The organism is Acinetobacter sp. FL (genome assembly GCF_040744925.1).
Classification (GTDB): domain Bacteria; phylum Pseudomonadota; class Gammaproteobacteria; order Pseudomonadales; family Moraxellaceae; genus Acinetobacter; species Acinetobacter radioresistens.
This window is the reverse complement of record NZ_CP160437.1, coordinates 713,380-735,794: the sequence shown is the minus strand read 5'-3', so window position 1 is coordinate 735,794 and position 22,415 is coordinate 713,380. Positions and strand designations below refer to the sequence as shown.

Below are 22,415 nucleotides of genomic sequence, written 5' to 3'. Positions count from 1 at the left end.
GAGGACTAACTGAGTGATGGGTTTAACCTGACAAAATTTAGGCCATTCACTTGAAAAAAATAATTTTAGCCCAACATTCAACAATAATTGTGAAATGAAATCTATTTATAAAATCATGCTTGACTGATCAAATCAGAAAATTTTGATGCGATTTGTGCTATCATGCACGGTTTTTCACTGCCACAGATTCAACGAAGAGTAAGCAAAGATGAGCGATATGCATTCCCCTACTTCTCAAGTAGCGGCTCTGATTAGCCGAGGCAAAGAACAAGGTTACCTAACTTACGCTGAGGTTAACGATCATCTCCCAGACTCAATCACTGAAAGTGAACAGATTGAAGACATTATCCAGATGCTTCAGGATGTGGGTATTCCTGTACACGAACGTGCTCCTGAATCTGATGATGCGATGTTTGAGGATAACGCCGAAGCTGCCGATGAGGTAGCCGAAGAAGAAGCTGCAGCTGTTCTTGCTTCAGTTGAAAATGAGCCAGGCCGTACTACAGACCCTGTACGTATGTATATGCGCGAAATGGGTACTGTCGAGCTTTTAACCCGTGAAGGCGAGATCAGTATTGCTAAACGTATTGAAGAAGGTATTCGCGACGTTCTTCACTCTATTGCTTACTGGCCAAATGCAGTTGAAGTTGTATTAAAAGAATATAAAGATTATCAAGAAGGCGAACGTCGTCTGGCCGATATTCTTTCAGGCTATCTTGATCCGGAATCTGATGAAGAAATTCCTGAAGTGATAGAAGATGCTGTACTGGAAGAAGATGAAGATGAAACTGCTTCGAAATCGACCAAGGAAGTTAAACTTGATGACGATGAAGAAGAAGAGGAAGAATCTGAATCAGATGATGATTCAGAAGCAGATTCGGGCCCGGATCCTGAAATTGCCAAAGTTCGTTTCACCGAGCTTGAGACAGTCTGGCAACAAACTAAGTCAGTAATTGAAAAGCATGGTCGTGATAGTGCAGAAGCAAAGGCTGCACTTGAGGCTCTGGCATCTGTATTTATGATGTTTAAGTTTACTCCGCGCCTCTTTGATATTATTTCTGAAATGATTCGTGGTACGCATGAGCAAATCCGTACTTCCGAACGTGAAATTATGCGCTACGCAGTTCGTCGTGGCCGTATGGACCGTACCCAGTTCCGCACCTCCTTTCCAGGACAGGAGTCAAACCCGGGCTGGCTTGATGAACAAATGGCAAAAGCATCTCCAGATATTAAAGGTCATCTAGAAAAAGTTCGTCCTGATGTTTTGGCATTCCAGCAGAAGATTGCTGATATTGAGAAAGAACTTGGTCTGAACGTTATTGATATTAAAGATATCTCTAAACGTATGGCAATTGGTGAAGCTAAAGCTCGTCGTGCCAAAAAAGAGATGGTTGAGGCCAACTTGCGTCTGGTAATCTCGATTGCCAAAAAATATACCAACCGTGGACTGCAATTCCTGGATTTGATTCAGGAAGGTAATATTGGCCTGATGAAAGCCGTAGACAAGTTCGAATACCGTCGTGGCTATAAGTTCTCAACTTATGCTACCTGGTGGATTCGTCAGGCAATCACCCGCTCAATTGCCGATCAGGCACGTACCATCCGTATTCCGGTGCACATGATTGAAACAATTAACAAGATCAACCGTGTATCACGTCAGTTACTTCAGGAAATGGGCCGCGAGCCAACACCGGAAGAGCTGGGTGAACGTCTGGAAATGGATGAGGTGAAGGTACGTAAGGTACTTAAAATTGCCAAAGAACCGATTTCAATGGAAACACCAATTGGTGATGATGAAGACTCGCATCTGGGAGATTTCATTGAAGACCAGAACATTACCTCTCCGGTAGACGCTGCAACTTCAGAAGGGTTAAAAGAAGCAACACGTGAAGTTTTAGAAAACTTAACCGAACGTGAAGCTAAAGTTCTGAAAATGCGCTTTGGTATCGACATGCCAACTGACCATACATTAGAAGAAGTGGGTAAACAGTTCGACGTTACCCGCGAACGTATCCGTCAGATTGAAGCCAAAGCTTTACGTAAATTGCGTCATCCATCCCGCTCTGAGCACTTACGTTCATTCCTGGAAAATGACTAACCGGGCTGGGACCGGTTTGAAATATAACCCGCTGCCCTCATATTTTAACTAACTGTTCAAGACGCCTGCTTCAGCAGGCGTTTTCTATCATTTTGAGGTGTCTTATGCTTGACCGTACCCCATCGCGTGAGCTGCGTGAAGAACTTTGGGTTTTCCCGATGGATTATCCTATCAAGCTCATCGGCAATGCTGGCGATGAACTGCGCATAGCAGTAATTGAAATTCTGCTTAAACATTTCCCTGATTTTGATGAAACAACCTTAAAGATACAGCCATCACGTACAGGAAAATACCACTCTCTTACTGCCCAGTTACGTTTTGATGAACTGGAGCAGGTTCATGCACTTTATGCAGACCTGGCCGCTTGCCCTTATATTAAAACCGCGCTTTAATTCAAAACCAGATATGAACAATATCTGGTTTTTTACTTTCTGATAGGGTCATTTTACTATGGCGGAACAAGTAACTGAATCTAAGCCCGCATTAACTGTACGCTGTTTTAAAGGATTACAGGACTATACCCCAACTTTTGAAGCCATGAAGCGCTTCACCGAGCAGCGGGATAAAAATACGCCCGATGAATTATGGTTATTGCAGCATAATAATGTTCTTACTCAGGGACAGGCTGGGAAACCTGAACATATCCTCCAGCGTCCAGATATGCCAGTAGTGCAGAGTGATCGTGGCGGTCAGGTAACTTGGCATGGCCCAGGTCAGCTGGTAGCTTATTTCATGTTTGATTTGAATCGATTGAGATGGAACGTGCGTACGCTGGTCAGTTTTGCCGAACAGTTCATGGTCGATCTGCTTAAAAAGTATGGAATTGAAGCATATGCCAAGCCAGATGCGCCAGGTGTTTACGTTGCTGACCGTAAAATCGGTTCTTTGGGATTCAAGATTCGTCGTGGCCGTAGCTATCATGGACTGGCATTAAATATTGACTGTCAACTGGACGGCTTTCACTGTATTAACCCTTGTGGTTATGCCGGTCTGGAAATGGTACGATTAAATGATCTACTTGATGACTACCCTACCTTTGAAAAACTGTGCCAGGACTTCATTGAATATCTAGACAACACCCATTACTTTAGTGAACTGCAAGTCAATAATGAATAAATGACTTTGCGAATGTTATAAAATACATTAGAGTATTTACTCTAAATAATAATATTTTTGAATAAAGGGATAAGCGAGTGATTTCTATAAACTCTGTAAAACCCGCTTTGCAGCAGGCTTATGTCAGGCTGATGATGGATATCATTGGACGCGGACTGGTCATGGCCAGTCAGGTTGACCATGAAATTCAGCAGGAAGTTGCAAAATTTCCAGAAGGATTTGTGTTGTCGATGACAGTATATCCGCATGGTCCGGCCTTTGTGGCACAAGTGACAGCAGAACGGCAACTTAAACTGTTAAATGATTTTAATGGCAAACCCGACCTGACCATCATGTTTAAACACCTGAGTCATGCATTCTTAGTTTTTTCCTTTCAGGAAAGTACTGCACAATCGTTTGCAAATGACCGTATGGTTGCCGATGGCGATGTAAGTTATGCAATTCGTCTGGTACGTTGCCTCAACAAAATGGAATCTCTGATCTTGCCAAAACTGGTTGCAGAGTTTGCAGTAAAACAATATCCGGCCAAACTTGGCTTAAAAGAAAAACTTAGTGGCGCTACCAATATTTATTTAAAAGTTGCCCAGTCCTATTTCAAACGGAGTACTTAACATGGCTAAACCTTATTATGAATTTTTCTGTCCAGTTAAAGTAATTGCAGGAAATGCCGCGTTAGAACATATTCCTTTTGAACTGGCTACTTTAGGCGCCAAGCGGCCGATGATCATCACTGATAAAGGCGTACGGGCCAATAATTTGTTACAGCCGATTGAAGCAGCTTTTGAGTCAACTGACGCTGTGATTGGATGTATTTTTGATGATGTGCCACCGGATTCAAGTCTGCAGACTGTGCGTAATGCGGCACAGGCATACCGTGACAATAACTGTGATGCCATCATTGCTGTTGGTGGCGGTTCAGTGATCGACACCTCCAAAGCTACCAATATTTTAGTGTCTGAAGGTGGCGATGACCTGCTGAAATATTCCGGTGCACACAATCTGCCGAAAGCTTTAAAACCATTTTTTGTAATTCCTACTACTTCAGGTACAGGTTCTGAAGTAACCATGGTAGCTGTTGTATCTGACACAGAAAAGAATGTAAAACTGGCTTTTGCTTCTTATTATCTGATGCCACATGCAGCTATTCTTGACCCGCGCATGACTTCCAGCTTGCCGCCCCATCTGACGGCCATGACCGGTATGGACGCACTTACACACTGTGTCGAGGCATACACCTGTCTCGCCTCCAATCCTCTAAGTGATGCTTATGCTGTCGCCGGTATCAAAAAAATCAGTGAAAACCTGTTTAAAGTTCTGGATCAGCCCAATAATGCACAAGGTCGTCTGGAATTGGCACAAGCCTCTACCATGGCTGGTATTGCATTTTCTAACTCTATGGTCGGTCTGGTTCACTCGCTTGGGCATGCACTGGGCGCGGTAGCTCATTTACCGCATGGTTTATGTATGAATCTGTTTCTGCCTTATGTACTGGAATATAACAAAAGCATTAATGGCAATAAAATCGGTGAGCTGCTGTTACCGCTTGCAGGTGCAGATACCTATGCCCAGACACCAGCAGAGCTGCGTGCAGACAAAGCTATTGCAACTATCCTGACCATGCGTGACCATCTATATAGCCTGACTAAACTCCCGAGAAACCTACGTGAAACTGGTAAAGTCACTGAAGAACAGCTCGATGAGGTGGCAGAAAAAGCCTTAAATGATGGCTCGATTATCTTTAATCCGAAAGAAGCCACTCTAGATGACCTGCGTGCGATTTTACAAAAAGCTTGGTAAAGGCTGGTTTATATAACTTTTGCGTCCAAAATTTAGACCAATTTTGGACGTTTTTCTTTTAAAACAGAAGACGACTTATCTTGGTAATAGTTTAACTAACCAAAAAAATGCTAAAAAATCCTGCAAAGCTACTGACAATATAAATCATTTAAGATAGATTGGCGCGCACTTTGCTTTATTTCGTAGGGGGGATCGTTCGTCTCAAACGATCCTTAAATATAGCTGATCCTTGATCAACGATTATGAGGATAACGCCGTTGACTAATTTCACTGGGACGCAATCGGCAGCCAAACTGCAAAAAACGCTAGGCCTCTGGCACATTATTATTATTGGTTTGGCCTATATTCAGCCTATGACCTTGTTTGATACATTCGGTCTGGTATCTGAAGAAAGTCATTATCATGTACCTACTTCCTACATTATTGCCCTGATCGCAATTCTGTTTACCTCGATCAGTTATGGTCATATGATCCGTCGCTATCCGTCTTCCGGGTCTGCGTATACTTATGCCCAGAAATCCATTCATCCGAATGTCGGCTTTATGGTGGGCTGGTCATCCTGGTTAGACTATTTATTGTCACCGATGGTAAATATTATTCTGGCGGTCATTTATCTGGAAGCTTTATTTCCGGATGTGAATCACTGGGTATGGGTAATAGGCTTAACTGCCTTTATGACCGGTGTAAATCTGCGTGGTGCCAGATTTGTAGCGAACTTCAATAGTATAATCGTGTTTATACAGTTGGGCGTAATTGCCTATTTCACCTGGATGGTCTACAACCTCCTGATTGGTGGAGTAAATGCTGATGGTACTCTGGTCAATGCAAAATACCAGTTATGGAGTCTGGAACCGTTCTGGAACGAGATGACTAGCTTGGGTGCTTTAATTACCGGTGCAACTTTACTCTGCTTCTCATTTACCGGTTTTGACTCCTTAAGCTCACTGGCTGAAGAAACAAAAGATACTGAACGCACTTTGCCTAAAGCAATTTTCCTGACAGCTTTAATTGCAGGTGTGATCTTTATTATCAGCACCTACTTCATGCAAATCTATTTCCCGAATGATCCGAAGACTTACTTTGAAGATGTAGCGGCAACCCAGCCAGATATCCTGCAAGCTGTAGGCGGCGTGGCTTTCAAGACTGTTGTCCTTTATTTTGCAATTGTAACAGTCATGGCTTCAGGAATTTCAGCACATGCTGGCGTATCCCGCCTGATGTATGTGATGGGACGTGATGGGGTAATCAATAAAAAGATCTTTGGTCATATCAGTCCTAAAAGCTTCACTCCGTCTTACAATATTATGATTGTAGGTGCAGTTGCCTTAACTGCTGGGTTCATGGACCTGGATATTGTGATCTCAATGATCAGCTTTGGTGCGCTGACAGCATTTACATTTGTCAATCTGTCCGTAATTTCGCGTTACGCACTACGTGATGGCCGCAGCAAGAACCTCAAAGATATTTTTAACTTTGTAGTTATTCCAATGCTCGGTTTTATCAGCATTTTTGCAATGTGGCTAGAGATTGAAGAAACAGCATTGAAATATGGTTTATGGTGGGCCATGTTTGGTATTTTATACTTAGGTTATAAAACTAAAGGCTTTAAATACCCTGCTCCACAGCATAATGAATATGATGATCGCTGATTATAAAATATAAGAAAAGGAGGCGCATTGAGCGCCTCTTTTTTATAGGTTAATTTAGGTTAAAGCGGTTGAAACCCCTGCTGGCGCCATGCTTCATATACAATAACAGCAGTCGCATTTGATAAATTTAAACTGCGTGATTCGGGTGCCATTGGTAAACGAATCCAATGCTGTTCTGGAAACATCAGGCGTACCTGCTCAGGCAAACCACGAGTTTCCGGCCCCATCAGCAAAGCTACCGGACGGTTAAGATCAGCAGTATGCGGCGTTTCAAAGCCTTTAGTGGTTAATGGATAAACCGCATCTATACCAATTCCTTTGGTCTGCAAGTGTGCAAGGCATTCTTCAATATTTTCCCAGATCTGCATACGAGCCCATTCATGATAATCCAGACCTGCACGTTTAAGCTTTTTATCATCAAGTTCAAAACCTAACGGTTTCACCAAATGCAGTTGAGCGCCAGTATTGGCACACAAACGGATAATATTTCCTGTATTTGCAGGAATTTCGGGCTCAAATAACACAACATGAATCACAAATATCTACTCTTTAAAATGGTACAGTTAAGTATTACTGCCACTGCAACTGTTCACGTAAACGAACAACTTCACCAATAATGGTTAAGGTCGGAGCCTGAATCTGATGTTCTGAAACTTTAGAGACAATATCTGCCAGTGTGCCGATTACTACTTTCTGCTCTGGTGTAGTGCCTTTAGAAACCAGTGCAACCGGCATATCTGGGCGCTGGCCATGTTCTATCAGTCTTTCACAGATTTTTTCAAGTCCTACCAGACCCATATACAATACTAATGTCTGATTCTCATACACCAACTCTGACCATGGCAGTTCCGGTGAACCTTCCTTTAAATGCCCCGTCAAAAAACGCACACTTTGAGCATAATCGCGATGAGTTAATGGAATACCGGCGTAAGCAGAGCAACCAGATGCCGCAGTAATACCCGGCACGACCTGAAATGCGATACCTGCTGCAAACAGCTCTTCAATTTCCTCACCTCCACGTCCAAAAATAAACGGGTCACCTCCCTTAAGACGGCAAACCCGCTTTCCTTGTTGTGCATACTTTACCAATAAGGCATTAATTCCTTCTTGCGGTACGGCATGGTTGGAACGCGCTTTACCAACATACACCTTTTCTGCATCACGTCGACAAAGTTCCAGAATAGGTTGAGAGACCAGACGGTCATAAATGACTACATCGGCCTGTTGCATCAAACGCAGGGCCTTTAAAGTAAGTAATTCTGGATCACCGGGACCTGCCCCGACCAGGTAGACCTCACCTTTTGGCGTTTTCCAGGTTGAGAGGGCCTGCTCGATTAGCTGCTCTGCATCGGTCAACCTGTCATTAAACACCTGTTCTTTAAGCGGACTGGCATACAACTCTTCCCAAAATATCCGGCGCTCATCAGGATTGACTATTACTTCCTTAACGCGACTACGCCATTTTCCAGAGAATTCAGCCAGTTTACCCATTCCATAGGGAATAGCCGCTTCGAGCTGGGTTCGAATCTGGCGCGATAATACTGGTGATGTTCCGTTACTGGCAATCGATATTACCAAGGGTGAACGGTCAATAATTGCTGGCACCATAAAACGGCAATGTGGAGGGTCATCGACACTGTTCACTAAAACATGATCTGTCTCACAGTCCAGAAAAACCTGCCGGTTTACCTCTGCAACATTGGTTGCGGCAATAACCAGACGATACTGCTTTAATTTAATATCAGCCGGATAACTTAGTGCAATATGCTGTCCGGCTGTTTGCATGACAATCTCTGCCAGTGCCGGGTCAATATCAGGTGCCAGTACATCAATGATGGCACCTGCCTGAGAGAGCAAGACCGCTTTGCGGTAAGCAATCTTTCCTCCTCCTACAATCAGACAAGGTTGCTGCTGCAACTTTAAAGAGATTGGAAAAATATCCACAAATTTTACCCTCATATCACTGCAATATTTTATCATCATCCCTTTGAACCGGGATGTTAAAAAGTAAATAAATAGCAAAAAACTTGCCATTTTTGGTTTATCAGCTGGTGTAAAAATGGATAAAGCTTGAACTTAATTTGGATAGTCAAATTTCCTGATGATGTCGATGATAGATCTAATTATTCAGGAGATTACTATCATGGCTGGATCTTATATTGACGTCCAAACAGCAACAGGTTCGTTTAAAGCATATCTTTCCGTTCCAGAAGCAGGCCAAGGCCCAGGCCTGGTTTTGTGCCAGGAAATCTTTGGTGTAAATGAAGTGATGCGCCAAAAAGCAGACTTTCTGGCGGAAGAAGGTTACACCGTAATCGTGCCAGACTTATTCTGGCGCATTCAGCCTAATGTTGAACTCGGTTATACCGATAAAGATTGCCAGAGAGCATTCGACTTATATACCAAGTTTGATCAAGACACAGGTATTGAAGATATTCAGTCTACTATCAATACCCTTAAACACTTAGAAACTGTAAATCAGGAAACAGGTATAGGTTTAGTCGGTTATTGCTTAGGCGGGAAACTCGCTTATCTGGCTGCTTGCCGTATTCCGGAATTAGGTTGTGCAGTGTCGTACTACGGCGTAGGTATTGAACAGAATCTTGATGAAGCGAAGAATATCAAGTCTAAGCTGGTTTCGCATTTTGCAGAACTTGACCAATTCTCTGATACCAACACACGGGAAAAAATTCTTTCTGCATTAAAAGATAATACAAAGATCGAAACCTATGTCTACCCAGGCGTAGATCATGCATTTGCTCGTCCGAACAGTATGCACTATGACAAACCAAGTGCATTAATGGCACATGAGCGCAGTATTACGGCACTCCGCAAAGCGATTGGTCCACACTATGACCTCGCTGCCCTATGGGAAGAACACGTCCGTTTCGAATTTGATACGCGAAATGTGCCAGATACGATGGCAACCATGGCTGCTGAACCTTATGTAAATCATATCCCAACCTTAACAGGTGGTGTGGGTTATAAACAACTCGCACGCTTTTATCAGTATCACTTTATACATAACAATCCGAAAGACATGAAATTAACTCCAATTTCACGCACTGTCGGCTCTACGCAAGTGGTGGATGAATTCATCATGAGCTTTACCCATGATGAAGAAATCGATTGGTTAATTCCAGGAATTAAGCCAACAGGCAAATATGTCGAGATTCCGATGCTCGGAATTATCAAATTCCGTGGACCAAAACTTTGCCATGAGCATATCTACTGGGATCAGGCAAGCCTGCTTGTACAAATCGGGGTACTAGACCCAACCGGCCTACCAGTTGCAGGTATTGAAACTGCGAAGAAACTTCTGGATGAAACGCTCCCCTCAAATGAATTGATGCCCACTTGGCCGTCAAGTGAAAACAAACCTGTTGGCGAATAAGGAATAAGGTTCTGACTCTTCGAGCCTCTATGAAGGAATATGATTATGCTGAATGTAATGACCCCAGTAATACAACTTGAACCACGGTCACTTCGCCAACTACTTGGTCAATACGCCACAGGTATTACGGTAGTGACTGCCCTGGATGTGAATCAAAGAAAAATAGGAATGACAGCCAACTCCTTCACATCAGTTTCACTTGATCCCCCGCTTATTCTCTGGAATATCGCAAAGTCAGCAACCCATTTTGAAGATTTCAAACAGGCAGAATACTTTGCAATCAATATTCTTAATGAAGATCAGTATTTAGAATCAAAACATTTTTCCAAATCTGCGGATGACAAATTCGAAGGACTTGATGATGTAGATGAGTACATGGGCATACCAATTTTAAACAAGTCCCTCACGACTTTTGTGTGTCGTCAGTATGAACTGCATGAAGCGGGTGATCATTACATCATCGTTGGCCAAATTGAAGCGTGCCGTAATCAAATGGGTAATCCACTGGTATTCCATAACGGACAGTATAAACAGGCCAATGTACACCAGGCTTTTGCTGATGTGTAACCCGACTCATTTGTTTAAAGGATTTTCAAAATGAAACAACATCACTTTTTTAATAATAACCGGTTTTTATTAGGTTCATTTGCTTCAAACTGTTCAGGTGGCATGACCGTTTCAACACTTGAAGATCGTTGGAATGCAAGTTGGGAGAAGAATTTAGAACTTGGTAAAATGCTGGATGAGGCGGGGATCGACTTCATGCTACCGATTGCACGCTTTACTGGCTATGGAGGGCAGACAGATTTCCAGGGTACTATTTTGGAAACCATGACGTGGGCAGCTGCTTTACTAGCTTTGACAAAAGATATTACTGTCTTTGCCACAATTCAGACAGTACCTAACCATCCCGTAGTTGTTGCCAAACAGATTGCAACATTATCTGAAATCAGCCAAGGTCGTATTGGTTTAAATATTGTCGCCGGATGGAACAAACCTGAATATGAAGCTTTAGGATTATATTTACCCGACGACCATGAAACACGCTATGGGTATGCACAAGACTGGTACAATTTAATTAAAAAAGTATGGACCAGTGAAGAAAAATTTGATTTCGAAAGCAACTTTTTCAAAACTAAAGGAACTTATGGAAAACCGAAACCCCTAGTCCACCCTCCAATTTTTAATGCAGCAGGCTCTAAAAATGGTCGTGAGTTTGCAGTAAACAATGCAGACTTCCTGTTTACGCCAGCCTCTGATTTGGGCCGGAGTAAAACTGAAATTGAAGAATTAAAACAAGCAGGTCTTAAAGTGAATCGCAAGGTTAATGTGATGACCTTTTCACACGTGATTTGCCGTCCAACGCAAGAAGAAGCCCAGGCTGAATGGGATCGTCAACTCAACAATGCCGACGTGGTAGCTGTCGATAACTTGATGAATCTAATGTTCGCGCATGCTCAAAGTTTTCCAAAAGAAGTTCAACAATCGATTCGTGAGGCCATGAGTGTTGGCCATGGGGGGTTTCCTCTGGTAGGGACCCCAGAACACGTTGCTCAAGGCATTATTGACTTACATAAAGCAGGCTTCAGGGGTACAACGCTTTCTTTCCTTGATTATAGCCGCGAGTTTCCATACTTCCGTGACCATGTTTTACCCATACTGGAAAAATATAATATTCGTTAACCCCCTAAACCGACACATTTACTGTCGGTTTATTTTTTTAAGGAGGATTTTATTGTGAAATTTTTATTACATGAGTTAAGTGCAGGTGTCTTATGCTGCTTTCTTACGACAACTACATTGGCGGCTAATTAGAGCAATACCTCTTTAGCAGCCAGTTATGGAAGAGACTTTTCTGAACCTTTTAAAAATGATGCACAAGGTAATGCGATTGATATTAAAAAGTACATATTTAGTTTGGTTTACTTAAGTGGCTATACCTATGGGACCAATTTTTTCCAATTAAATATGCACCAATCATCCAATGAGCCGAATACCAATAAAGCATCTGGTCATGGAGCTCAAGAAGCTTATGTTATTTATCGGCACACCTTGGATATTCCAAGTATTACACAACACAAAATCGAAGATTCTGCCTGGTTAAAAAGCTATGGCTTCACTGTTGGTTTTGACTGGAATACCAAAAATGATGATTATGGTTCTAATCGTCAAATGTATGTTGCCGGTCCAAGTATCACCCTAAATGTACCTGGTTATTTAAATCTAAGTTTACTGGGCTATTATGAAAGCAATGATGCCAATGTTTTAACCAGTAAATACACGTATGATCCATATCTTGCCTTACAAGTACTTTGGGATTTTCCAGTAATGCAAAGTAATTGGAATTATCAGGGAATTGGTGTTTGGATGAGTCCTAAAGGCAAAAATGAAACCGGTGGCAAGACGGCAAGTGAAATTTTTGTCGATATGTCACTCATGTATTCTTTATTGAAAGACATATCTGTTCACCAGCCAAAGTTGAAAGCTGGAGTTGCCTATCAATACTGGAAAAACAAGTATGGTAATAATGAATCAGGGGAAGCAGGACGGGGAGCGACAGCAAGTAGCCCCATGCTTCGGCTTGCCTATCACTTTTAAATAATAACTTACCTGTACTCTAATGAATTACCAGATCAGTATTTTTATATTATTTTGATTTAAATAGGTTTATTTAAAATGAGATAAAACACAAAAGCAAAGATTATGGATTGATTTTTGCATAGAAAATATCAGCAAGCTAAGGGTAGAGGTAATTATGTATAGTCAGCAACATAGGTCTATTTCTAGAATTCAGTCTCACACGCAGAATATTCATGATGCCAGGCACTGTCTTGAGTTAATTATTGGTCCACATGATTTAGTTGACTCGAATAAATATGAACCTCTAGATTTTAGTTTTCATGGTTCACAGATCGGTCGTATGATTATTGGTGACTTAACTTACGGTAAAGATATTATTTTTAAAACCCATGACCAAGAGGATATGAACTATTTTTGTATTACACGCCCTAAAAATGGGCGCCCCTTGTTTAAAAAAGATGGTGCTATTTTCTATGCATGTCATGATCAGGCTTCAATTGTTTCTCCTGAAGATAAATTTGAATTAATCATCGATAAAAACTGTATTCAAACCTTCATTTCTTTTTCAAAAACTTTTGTTGAAAAAATCTTATCTGATTTAATTTCTCAACCCGTAATATAACCTCTTATTTTTGAGAATGTAATGGATAGTCACAATCCCAAAATTAAAGCCTGGTGGGATTTAATCGATAGCATTAAGAACTTTACGCATAATTTTACCAATGCCTCTTTCTTTCAAGAAATGCGGTCAGATTTTGAATATATTATTGTCAAATCATTATTATTGTCACAGCCAAACAATTACAGTGATTTGATTTATAAAAATACTCTGGACTACCCTGATTTTCTTAATCGGTTATTAGAGTTTATTCAAAAAAATATACAGCAAAAAATTGAAATTTCAGATCTGGAATACGCTTCGGGTTTAAGTAAAAAGAAATTAAATACAATTTTTAAAAAATATTTAAAATGCAGCCCGAATGCCTATATTCGACATTACCGACTTAAATGTATTTATAATGAAATTTCCCAATCAAGCTATAAAATTAATATTACTGAGATTGCATACAAATGGGGAGCTACGCATTTAGGTTGCTTTTCTATTGAATATAAAGAAGTATTTGGTGAAAAACCTAGCGAGACTTTAAAGAAAATTATAGAACGCTAATTAGCACATCATAACTTAGGTATTAATTCGAATTTATTGATTCATAAAAAAAGCTAAATCAGATGATTTAGCTTTTTGAATTGATCAATTAATCAATAAATTCTTGTCCGCCCATATATGGACGTAATACCTCAGGAATTTCAATCGAGCCATCAGCACGTTGGTAATTTTCCATCACAGCCAATAGCGTACGTCCAACAGCCAAACCTGAACCATTTAATGTATGCACAAATTCAGTTTTTTTCTGGTCTACACGGTAGCGGGCCTTCATACGACGAGCCTGAAAATCCCCCATATTAGAACAAGAGGAAATCTCGCGATAGGTATTTTGGCTAGGCACCCACACTTCCAGATCATAGGTTTTAGTGGCACCAAAGCCCATATCTCCACCACATAGCAAAATTTTACGATATGGTAAACCCAGTGCCTGCAAAATGCTCTCTGCATGGGCAGTAAGTTCTTCAAGTGCCTGCATGGATGTTTCAGGCTTAACGATCTGTACCATTTCCACTTTATCAAACTGATGCTGGCGGATCAGGCCTCGGGTATCACGGCCATAAGAACCGGCTTCACTACGAAAACATGGCGTGTGCGCTGCATATTTCAATGGAAGGCGAGCAGTATCAATAATCTCGTCACGCACAAAATTCGTTACAGGTACTTCTGCAGTCGGGATCAGGTAATATTCTTTTTCCCCCTGCAATTTGAATAGGTCTTCTTCAAATTTTGGTAGCTGGCCTGTGCCACGCAGGGAATCAGCATTTACCAGATAAGGCACATACGCTTCGGTATACCCGTTTTTAAGGGTGTGCGTATCGAGCATAAACTGGGTTAAAGCACGTTGCAGCCGCGCCAGAGGACCTTTAAGTACACTAAAACGTGAGCCGGTTAATTTGGTGGCTGTTTCAAACTCCAGTCCACCCATCCACTCGCCCAGGTCTGTATGGTCCTTGATTTCAAAGTCAAACTGACGTGGAGTACCCCATGTTAAAATTTCAACATTGTCACTTTCATCTTTGCCTGCTGGTACAGACTCATCTGGCAGATTAGGAATATTCATTGATTTGGTTTCAAGCTCGGCTTGCAGTTCAGCCAGTGCCAGTTCAGCAGCTTTGATTTCATCACCAATTGCTGACATACGTGTCATAATCTCTGATGCGTCTTCACCTGCTTTTTTAAGCTGACCAACCTGCTTTGCTCCGGCATTACGTTCTGCCTGCAAATTTTCAGTCTTCTGCTGGATTTCCTTACGGCGCACTTCCAGAGCTGCCCATTCTTCCACATCAAGCTGAACACCGCGTTTTGCCAATGCTAAATTTACAGCCTCAATATTATTTCTGAGTAATTTCGGGTCAATCATAGCCAATCATAAATAAGGTAAAAAACTGGCTATAGTGTAAGCTCTTCAAGGCAAAAAATACAGACAGCACAGGAAGTTGTTCGGATGATTCGCATAATAAGCCCACAATTTCAACTATAGTGCCCTTCCTTTCTATAGCGGATATATAAGAGAAACTATAATAAAAAAGCTGCCACAAGGCAGCTTTTTAAATTTAAAAGAATTTATTTACTGGTCAATAATATCGGTGCCTTTTGGCGGAGTGAAATTAAAGGTAGAGGCCGGAATAGAAGCATTAACTTTTACATTGCTAAATTTTACATAGGTGGTCTGGCCAAGTGAATCTTCTAAAATCATCAGGCTTGGAGCTTTGTTAGTACCAAAGCTAATAGTCAGGCTCTGAAAAGCCCCTTCATTATTCTTTGGATAAAGGGTGTAATAGGTTTTGGCTTTATTTGGTTGCGTTACCCGATAAGACTGCATAATTTGACTGGTATTACCAGAGAGCAGTAACGCTGGTGTATTTGAGACCTGTTCATCTAAAGACTGACGGACTGCCTGCTGAAGATCAGGGTCATAAATCCAGACTGTTTTACCGGTAGTAACAATTGTCTGTTTAGACGGGCTGCTGGTTTCCCAGAAAAATTTTCCAGGACGCTCAACTTTCATTGTACCTTTAAAGGTCTGGTTCATATGTTGAGCTGTCAGGCCTTTCTGCTTTTTAGGCGCATTGCCACTAACTTTAGTGGTCTGTTCAAAATTGGCGCTCAGACTTTGTAGGCCTTTGAGCTGCTGAACCAGATTTGCAGTTGCCTGCTGCTCCGATGCCGCCACAGGCGCAGCGATAACAGAGGTACTGATTACTGGCGCCAAGGTGGCTGCACCCACTGTCATAGCACATATGGTTTTACGAAGCATATTCATATAATCACCTTTATATTTGCCTGATCTCATTTATTTGAGTTTCATCTTAACTGACAAACTCTGGCCTAATCATTGAGAATATAAGATATTTTGTTATGTTCTTCATGCAGTTTGTTGAAATTTATCCATCATGATGAAGATTTTTTCTATAACTTTAGATATAAAAAAAGCCCACATTTACAGTGGGCTTTTCTCAAACAGTTTAAACTTATACAGCTTCAACTGTTACGTAGCGACGGCCAAATTGACCTTTCACCTCGAATTTTACTACGCCATCAGCAGTAGCAAATAAAGTATGGTCACGGCCCATACCTACATTTGCACCAGCGTGGAATTCTGTACCACGTTGACGAACGATGATGTTACCAGCAGTCACAGTTTGACCACCATAAATTTTAACACCTAACATTTTTGGGTTTGAATCACGACCGTTACGTGTCGAACCACCGGCTTTTTTGTGAGCCATGTCTCTTACTCCTCGTAATTAGCCTGAAATACCAGTAATTTTCAACTCGGTAAACCATTGACGGTGACCTTGTTGTTTACGGTAATGTTTACGACGACGCATTTTGATGATGCGGATTTTGTCGTGACGACCATGGCCAACTACTTCTGCAGTTACTTTAGCGCCAGCGACTACTGGAGCACCGATTTGAATGCTTTCGCCGTTCACAACCATTAGTACGTCGTCAAACGTAATAGTTGAGCCAGTTTCAGCTTTCAACAATTCAACTTTAAGGGTTTCACCCTCAACTACACGGTGCTGTTTACCACCGCTTTGGATTACTGCGTACATAATGTACTCCAATCATGCCCGTGTCGTCGTGCCGGCAAAGGGATATACCGATCTTAAGACGAGCGCCACTGGGGTTATACAAGGCCAAAGATTTTAAGTGAAAACCGATCAAACAACAAGTAATTTACCCAAAATATTCAGACGACATTTGTATACACACTATTCTTTTTCCCTTACCGGTATTTTCAGTGATTTTTCTTTGCATTTTTAAGGCCACGCTGTATCTTGTCTGGCGCAACAGCATCATGGCAGCAGTTCTTTAGAAGAATATACTCAAAGGCAGCGGACCTTAAACTAAAGGCTCCCGTCTGGTTTAAGCCCTAGAATTTTGGCTACCTTCCTGGCTGCTTTAGGATACAATAGCTTTAATTTTTTAAGTATCAGCTATCTAAAGGCTGGTCACGGTGTTTAGACGTCTCACTGTTTAACTGTGCATCCGATTACTTTCGCAAGAGGTTCTTCTTCATATGGCCATCGATTTCAAGCAAGATATTCTCGCTCCTGTTGCTCAAGATTTTGCAGCGATGGACCAGTTTATTAATGAAGGAATCAGCTCCAAGGTCGCACTGGTCATGTCAGTCAGCAAGCATGTCGTTGAAGCAGGCGGAAAGCGCATGCGTCCGATTATGTGCTTACTGGCCGCTTATGCCTGTGGTGAAACCAATTTAAAGCATGCACAGAAGCTGGCGGCCATTATTGAAATGCTGCATACGGCGACTCTGGTACATGATGATGTGGTAGATGAGTCTGGCTTACGTCGTGGCAGACCAACAGCAAATGCGACATGGAATAACCAGACTGCGGTACTAGTGGGGGATTTTCTGATTGCCCGGGCATTTGATCTGCTGGTTGATCTGGACAATATGATCTTGTTAAAGGACTTCTCTACAGGAACCTGTGAGATTGCTGAGGGTGAAGTATTGCAGTTGCAGGCACAGCATCAGCCAGATACGACAGAAGCTGTTTATTTACAGATTATTCACGGTAAAACCTCACGGTTGTTCGAACTGGCGACCGAAGGCGCTGCAATACTAGCAGGCAAACCTGAATACCGTGAACCTTTACGTCGTTTTGCCGGACACTTTGGCAATGCTTTTCAGATTATTGATGATATTCTGGATTACACTTCAGATGCTGATACGCTCGGCAAAAATATTGGCGATGACTTGATGGAAGGCAAACCCACCCTGCCGCTGATTGCAGCAATGCAAAATACTCAAGGTGAACAGCGCGACCTAATCCGTCGCAGCATTGCCACTGGCGGTACTTCACAGCTTGAACAAGTTATTGCGATTGTACAAAATTCGGGAGCGCTGGATTATTGCCATAAGCGTGCTACTGAAGAAACCGAGCGAGCATTACAGGCACTAGAAATATTACCTGAGAGTACTTACCGGCAGGCGCTGGTTAACTTGACCCGCTTAGCTTTAGACCGAATCCAATAATATTATTAAAAATTTTATGCATTTAAACTTTCAAGATCTTTTTCTCAGAATGCACCAGCAGCTTGAGCAACCTCAAGCTGTATTAGATGAAAATATTCTTATTGAGCTGGTTAACCGTCTACGCCCCGCTGATACCAAAAATACCGAAGAAATTGAAAGAAAATTTCGGGCATTTATTCAGTCGCTTTTAATTACACCGGCCGCTGCCTGTACATTTCAAACTTTTGTTCTACGTATTATTAATCATTACCGGCAAACCGCACTTTATGCTGACAGCGGCATTTTATCGTTAGATGGTTTCTGGAATCAGTTTACCCAGCGTTTAGGTGCACACTTTTTGCCGCTGATCAATGATGAAACCCAGCTGACCGATCTGCTGCACCGTGTCTTTCATCAGCGTACTGACAAATACTGGCTAGAAAATATTGATAGCCAGGACTGGCAACTGTTCTTTAGCTTGATTAGCCGCAGTAATGGCAATATGGCAGAGAAGCAGTCAGTCCGTGATGAAATGATCCGCGCGATTACCGTTTTATCTTACCGGATTAGTGGTATTGGACTCTATCCGGAGTTTATTAATGCCTATCCTGAACTGACCGAATACGAATCCCCCTTTCTGGTCCAGAATCGGGAAGTAGTGGAATTTATTGTCCGCTATAAAAAGCTGCTTCAAAATCTGGACCAGTTTGCCGTGATGGAGCCACCAGATGCATCACAGGCATTTGTGATGTTTGAACAGTGCCGGGATGTCGTGCTCAAGATTCGCCGGTCTACCAAGCGTATTGGGGTAAGTTTAAGCCTCGCCTATCTGCTTTCCCTGCTTGAGCAATGTGTGGACCGGATTGAATTGCTGCTGCATATCGTCACTGTAGAAGATATTTATACTTATGATGCACTCAGCCAGCTGCTGAGTGAGCTGGTCAAGGCACATTATAGTGAAAAAAGTGTACGGGCTTTATTGACCACTACCAGTGAGCTGATTGCCTTACAGGTAACTGAGAATGCCAGCCGGACCGGTGAACATTATGTAAGTACCGATAAAAAGGGCTTTTTTTCAATGTATAAGGCCGCAGCAGGTGCAGGGGTAATTATTGCCACAATGGCAACCCTTAAAATCCTGATGGCGCGTCTGGCCATGGCTCCGCTCATGCAGGCCTTTATGTTCAGCATGAATTACTCTTTAGGCTTCGTACTGATTCATGTCTTGCATTTTACAGTAGCGACCAAACAGCCAGCTATGACCGCAGCAGCGCTCGCTGCCACGGTACAGCATAAGAAAGGCTCTCGCACCGCACAAATTGCAGAACTGGCAGCCCTGATTATTAATATTATCCGGACTCAGTTTATTGCAATCTTGGGTAATATCTCGATAGCCATACCAACCGCAGCACTGATTACCCTGCTATGGGAAGCCGGGATGCAAGAACCTCTAATGACCCATATGAAAGCTACCAAGCTTTTGCATGACTTGAATCCCTTTACTTCCCTTGCTCTGCCCCATGCAGCAATTGCCGGTGTTTGCCTGTTCCTTTCGGGACTAATTGCCGGCTATTTCGACAATATGGCAGTTTACCGTAAAGTAGGACCACGCCTGAAAGCGCATCCCCAATTAAAAAACCTGATGGGACAAGACCGCCTAGACCGTTTTTCTGCCTATATTGAACGTAATCTGGGAGCACTTGCCGGTAACTTTCTATTTGGGATTATGCTGGGCAGTATGGGAACACTGGGTTTTATTTTAGGATTACCCCTAGATATCCGGCATATTGCCTTTGCATCGGCCAATTTTATTCAGGGTCTGATGAATATTAATGGCGGGCCAGATCTTGGCCTCATCATTGTTTCTTTTCTGGGCGTCCTGCTTATTGGCTTAACTAACTTGTTTGTCAGTTTTAGTCTTACCATTATTGTAGCTCTACGCGCACGACGGGTTCGTTTTGAGCAATGGAAACCTTTGGCAAAGTTAGTTTTGACACATTTTATGACCCGTCCTAGTGATTTTTTCTGGCCCCCTAAAATTGAAGAAGCAGCAAATTCTGTAGATAACTCGCTGTCTAAAACAGAAAAATAACTTAATTTTGTTGCGTTTATGTGATATTGCTTCTAACTGCTCAGTTAAAAATAAGATAATTCTAGAGACTTGAAAAAAAGTGTACCAGTCAGTACACTTTGCTTCAATTTATGGCTCCTAACTGATCAGTTAGAATACAAGGTTGCTGCATGCCCTACCTGTTCTTGCTTATTGCTTGCCTTATGCTTGTCCTTAGCGGACTGGTATCTTACATCCCTGCGCTTCAGGGATGGGACGTGGCACAAGTAAAGTGGTTCAGCCAGCACCGAACAGAATCCCTTAATATTGTTGCAATGTTCTTATCTAAAATAGGTGGTTCAGTTGTCATAGGATTTGTTGTACTGCTTTGGTGCTCAAGACTGGCATGGTATAAAAAATATAAAACCGTTATTTTTATTAGTTTCGGAATGATCGGCAGCGGCACGCTGGTCTGGTTATTGAAATGGTGGATTGCAAGGCCCCGACCCTTAGAAATATATCACCTGGTTCAGAGCTACGGCGCCTCATTTCCAAGTGCCCATAGTGCATATGCTGCAAGCTTTGCTTGTCTGTTGCTCTTCCTACTTCGCAAGCATCGTTATTATGTTTGGATTTTCCTTGCTGCGAATAGCTGGTGGATCATTATGGGAATTTCACGGGTTTATCTCGGGGTTCATTACCCAACCGATGTTTTAACGGGTTGGAGTATTGGTTTTATTTGGATCTCTCTGCTTTGGCTATGGTTTCGTCATAATCAGTCAGGCAAAAATAATTTATTTTTAGATAAAAATCTAAATGAGGTGGAACAATGACATCGGCAAAGCTTTGGGCACCGGCCCTTACCGCTTGTGCTTTAGCAACAAGTATCGCACTTGTGGGTTGTAGCAAAGATCCAAAAGATGCACAAACAGGCGCGGCTGCTCAACAAATGCCACCACCTGAAGTAGGTGTCCTGGTTGCTCAGCCACGAAGTGTAGAACAGTCTGTTGAACTCTCTGGACGTACCTCACCCTATCAGATCTCTGAAGTACGGCCACAGGCAAGCGGTGTAATCCAGAAACGTCTGTTTACTGAAGGAAGCTATGTCCGTCAGGGACAGGCTTTATATGAAATTGACTCGCGTACCAACCGCGAAAATGTAGCAAGTGCTCGTGCTACATTGAACCGCCAGCAGGCAAACCTGAATGTTCTGCGTGTAAAAGAAGGCCGTTATCGTCAGCTGGTAGGCACCAATGCGATTTCAAGACAGGAATATGATGATATTGTAGCTCAGGTAAAACTGGCACAAGCTGATGTTAACGCCTCTCAGGCAGAACTGCGTAATGCAGAGATTAATCTGGGCTACTCTACTGTACGGGCTCCAATTTCAGGTCAGTCTAGCCGCTCTTCAGTTACAGCAGGCGCACTGGTGACGGCCAGCCAGACTGAACCTTTAGTTACCATTCAGCAGCTTGATCCAATTTATGTCGATATTAACCAGTCAAGTGCTGAACTGCTGCGTCTACGTCAACAGCTGAACCAGGGTAACCTGAGCAGCAGTAACAACACTAAAGTTAAACTGCGCCTTGAAGATGGAAGCGAGTATCCGATTGAAGGGAATCTTGCATTTTCTGGCGCCAGTGTTGATCCAGAAACCGGCACAGTGACTCTACGTGCAGTATTCTCCAACCCGAATCACTTGCTGTTACCGGGTATGTATGCGACTGCAAAAATCGTACAGGCAGTGATTCCAAATGCAATGCTGATTCCACAGGCTGCAATTACCCGTCTTCCGACAGGACAGGCGGTTGCCATGGTCGTAAATGCTAAAGGCCTTGCAGAAAGCCGTCCGGTACAAACTGCCGGTGTGCAAGGTAAAGACTGGATTGTGACTAGCGGTATTCAGGCAGGTGAACGTGTCATTGTAGAAGGCATTGCCAAAGTTAAAGAAGGCCAAAAAGTGAACCCTAAACCTCTACAGCCTCAGGCAGCGGCCCAGGGAAGCAATAACGCAAAACCAGCTCAACAGGCCAAACCACAAGCTGAACAAAATGCTACTTCAAATACATAAGGGGTAGAC

Annotated in this window: 22 protein-coding genes; 16 read left to right on the top strand and 6 right to left on the bottom strand. The window is 42.5% G+C overall.

Features of this window, described 5'->3' with window-relative positions; genetic code table 11:
- Nucleotides 1-208 precede the first annotated feature (208 nt).
- From rpoD to ABZP31_RS03355, 6 genes are all read left to right on the top strand, one after another.
- Entirely contained in the window at nt 209-2,098 is a 1,890-nt protein-coding gene (gene rpoD / locus ABZP31_RS03380) for an RNA polymerase sigma factor RpoD (RefSeq protein ID WP_151838839.1), read from the top strand.
- 104 nt (nt 2,099-2,202) lie between these two features.
- Nucleotides 2,203-2,490, top strand: coding sequence for a DUF493 domain-containing protein (locus tag ABZP31_RS03375; protein WP_248088391.1), 288 nt, complete (start codon nt 2,203-2,205; stop codon nt 2,488-2,490).
- A gap of 58 nt (nt 2,491-2,548) precedes the next feature.
- A complete protein-coding gene (gene lipB / locus ABZP31_RS03370; protein WP_248134363.1) occupies nt 2,549-3,214 on the top strand; it encodes a lipoyl(octanoyl) transferase LipB in 666 nt (221 codons plus the stop codon).
- Nucleotides 3,215-3,291: 77 nt separating this feature from the next.
- Entirely contained in the window at nt 3,292-3,825 is a 534-nt protein-coding gene (locus ABZP31_RS03365) for a hypothetical protein (RefSeq protein WP_005015830.1), read from the top strand.
- A gap of 1 nt (nt 3,826) precedes the next feature.
- Complete coding sequence (locus ABZP31_RS03360) at nt 3,827-5,011, top strand: iron-containing alcohol dehydrogenase (protein ID WP_248134365.1); 1,185 nt, start codon at nt 3,827-3,829, stop codon at nt 5,009-5,011.
- A 257-nt stretch (nt 5,012-5,268) separates the two neighbouring features.
- Entirely contained in the window at nt 5,269-6,660 is a 1,392-nt protein-coding gene (locus ABZP31_RS03355) for an APC family permease (protein ID WP_005015833.1), read from the top strand.
- A gap of 59 nt (nt 6,661-6,719) precedes the next feature.
- Here ABZP31_RS03355 and ABZP31_RS03350 read toward each other — a convergent pair whose 3' ends face one another.
- Both ABZP31_RS03350 and cysG read right to left on the bottom strand, forming a co-directional pair.
- A complete protein-coding gene (locus ABZP31_RS03350; RefSeq protein ID WP_005015835.1) occupies nt 6,720-7,196 on the bottom strand; it encodes a tRNA (cytidine(34)-2'-O)-methyltransferase in 477 nt (158 codons plus the stop codon).
- A 34-nt stretch (nt 7,197-7,230) separates the two neighbouring features.
- Nucleotides 7,231-8,604 carry a siroheme synthase CysG gene (gene cysG / locus ABZP31_RS03345; protein ID WP_248134367.1) on the bottom strand — a complete coding sequence of 458 codons (1,374 nt, stop codon included), beginning with the start codon at nt 8,602-8,604 and terminating at the stop codon, nt 7,231-7,233.
- Between the two features lie 199 nt (nt 8,605-8,803).
- Between cysG and ABZP31_RS03340 the strand changes: the two genes are divergently transcribed.
- The 6 genes from ABZP31_RS03340 to ABZP31_RS03315 all read left to right on the top strand — a co-directional run bounded on the left by ABZP31_RS03340 (nt 8,804) and on the right by ABZP31_RS03315 (nt 13,802).
- Nucleotides 8,804-10,054, top strand: a complete 1,251-nt coding sequence (locus ABZP31_RS03340) for a dienelactone hydrolase family protein (protein ID WP_248134368.1) — start codon at nt 8,804-8,806, stop codon at nt 10,052-10,054.
- A 45-nt stretch (nt 10,055-10,099) separates the two neighbouring features.
- Entirely contained in the window at nt 10,100-10,621 is a 522-nt protein-coding gene (locus ABZP31_RS03335; RefSeq protein WP_111280585.1) for a flavin reductase family protein, read from the top strand.
- Nucleotides 10,622-10,651: 30 nt separating this feature from the next.
- Nucleotides 10,652-11,737 carry an LLM class flavin-dependent oxidoreductase gene (locus ABZP31_RS03330; protein WP_248088404.1) on the top strand — a complete coding sequence of 362 codons (1,086 nt, stop codon included), beginning with the start codon at nt 10,652-10,654 and terminating at the stop codon, nt 11,735-11,737.
- A gap of 285 nt (nt 11,738-12,022) precedes the next feature.
- Nucleotides 12,023-12,652, top strand: a complete 630-nt coding sequence (locus ABZP31_RS03325) for a hypothetical protein (RefSeq protein WP_248134370.1) — start codon at nt 12,023-12,025, stop codon at nt 12,650-12,652.
- A gap of 157 nt (nt 12,653-12,809) precedes the next feature.
- Nucleotides 12,810-13,256 carry a hypothetical protein gene (locus ABZP31_RS03320; protein WP_248123086.1) on the top strand — a complete coding sequence of 149 codons (447 nt, stop codon included), beginning with the start codon at nt 12,810-12,812 and terminating at the stop codon, nt 13,254-13,256.
- 21 nt (nt 13,257-13,277) lie between these two features.
- Nucleotides 13,278-13,802, top strand: coding sequence for a helix-turn-helix transcriptional regulator (locus ABZP31_RS03315; RefSeq protein WP_228156638.1), 525 nt, complete (start codon nt 13,278-13,280; stop codon nt 13,800-13,802).
- A gap of 88 nt (nt 13,803-13,890) precedes the next feature.
- Here ABZP31_RS03315 and serS read toward each other — a convergent pair whose 3' ends face one another.
- The 4 genes from serS to rplU all read right to left on the bottom strand — a co-directional run bounded on the left by serS (nt 13,891) and on the right by rplU (nt 16,861).
- The gene (serS, locus tag ABZP31_RS03310) at nt 13,891-15,162 is read right to left on the bottom strand and encodes a serine--tRNA ligase (protein WP_005024948.1); all 1,272 of its coding nucleotides are present in this window, start codon (nt 15,160-15,162) and stop codon (nt 13,891-13,893) included.
- A gap of 207 nt (nt 15,163-15,369) precedes the next feature.
- Nucleotides 15,370-16,065, bottom strand: coding sequence for an outer membrane lipoprotein chaperone LolA (gene lolA / locus ABZP31_RS03305; RefSeq protein WP_248123088.1), 696 nt, complete (start codon nt 16,063-16,065; stop codon nt 15,370-15,372).
- 208 nt (nt 16,066-16,273) lie between these two features.
- Nucleotides 16,274-16,531, bottom strand: coding sequence for a 50S ribosomal protein L27 (rpmA, locus tag ABZP31_RS03300; RefSeq protein WP_005015863.1), 258 nt, complete (start codon nt 16,529-16,531; stop codon nt 16,274-16,276).
- An 18-nt stretch (nt 16,532-16,549) separates the two neighbouring features.
- A complete protein-coding gene (rplU, locus tag ABZP31_RS03295) occupies nt 16,550-16,861 on the bottom strand; it encodes a 50S ribosomal protein L21 (RefSeq protein WP_005015865.1) in 312 nt (103 codons plus the stop codon).
- A 467-nt stretch (nt 16,862-17,328) separates the two neighbouring features.
- Here rplU and sdsA point away from each other — a divergent pair, with 467 nt between their 5' ends.
- The 4 genes from sdsA to ABZP31_RS03275 all read left to right on the top strand — a co-directional run bounded on the left by sdsA (nt 17,329) and on the right by ABZP31_RS03275 (nt 22,406).
- The gene (gene sdsA / locus ABZP31_RS03290; RefSeq protein ID WP_005015869.1) at nt 17,329-18,306 is read left to right on the top strand and encodes an All-trans-nonaprenyl-diphosphate synthase; all 978 of its coding nucleotides are present in this window, start codon (nt 17,329-17,331) and stop codon (nt 18,304-18,306) included.
- 16 nt (nt 18,307-18,322) lie between these two features.
- A complete protein-coding gene (locus tag ABZP31_RS03285) occupies nt 18,323-20,377 on the top strand; it encodes a site-specific recombinase (protein ID WP_248134372.1) in 2,055 nt (684 codons plus the stop codon).
- Nucleotides 20,378-20,526: 149 nt separating this feature from the next.
- Entirely contained in the window at nt 20,527-21,168 is a 642-nt protein-coding gene (locus tag ABZP31_RS03280) for a phosphatase PAP2 family protein (protein ID WP_248134374.1), read from the top strand.
- Entirely contained in the window at nt 21,165-22,406 is a 1,242-nt protein-coding gene (locus tag ABZP31_RS03275) for an efflux RND transporter periplasmic adaptor subunit (RefSeq protein WP_248134375.1), read from the top strand. Before ABZP31_RS03280 ends, ABZP31_RS03275 begins: the two co-directional genes overlap by 4 nt.
- Nucleotides 22,407-22,415: the final 9 nt, after the last annotated feature.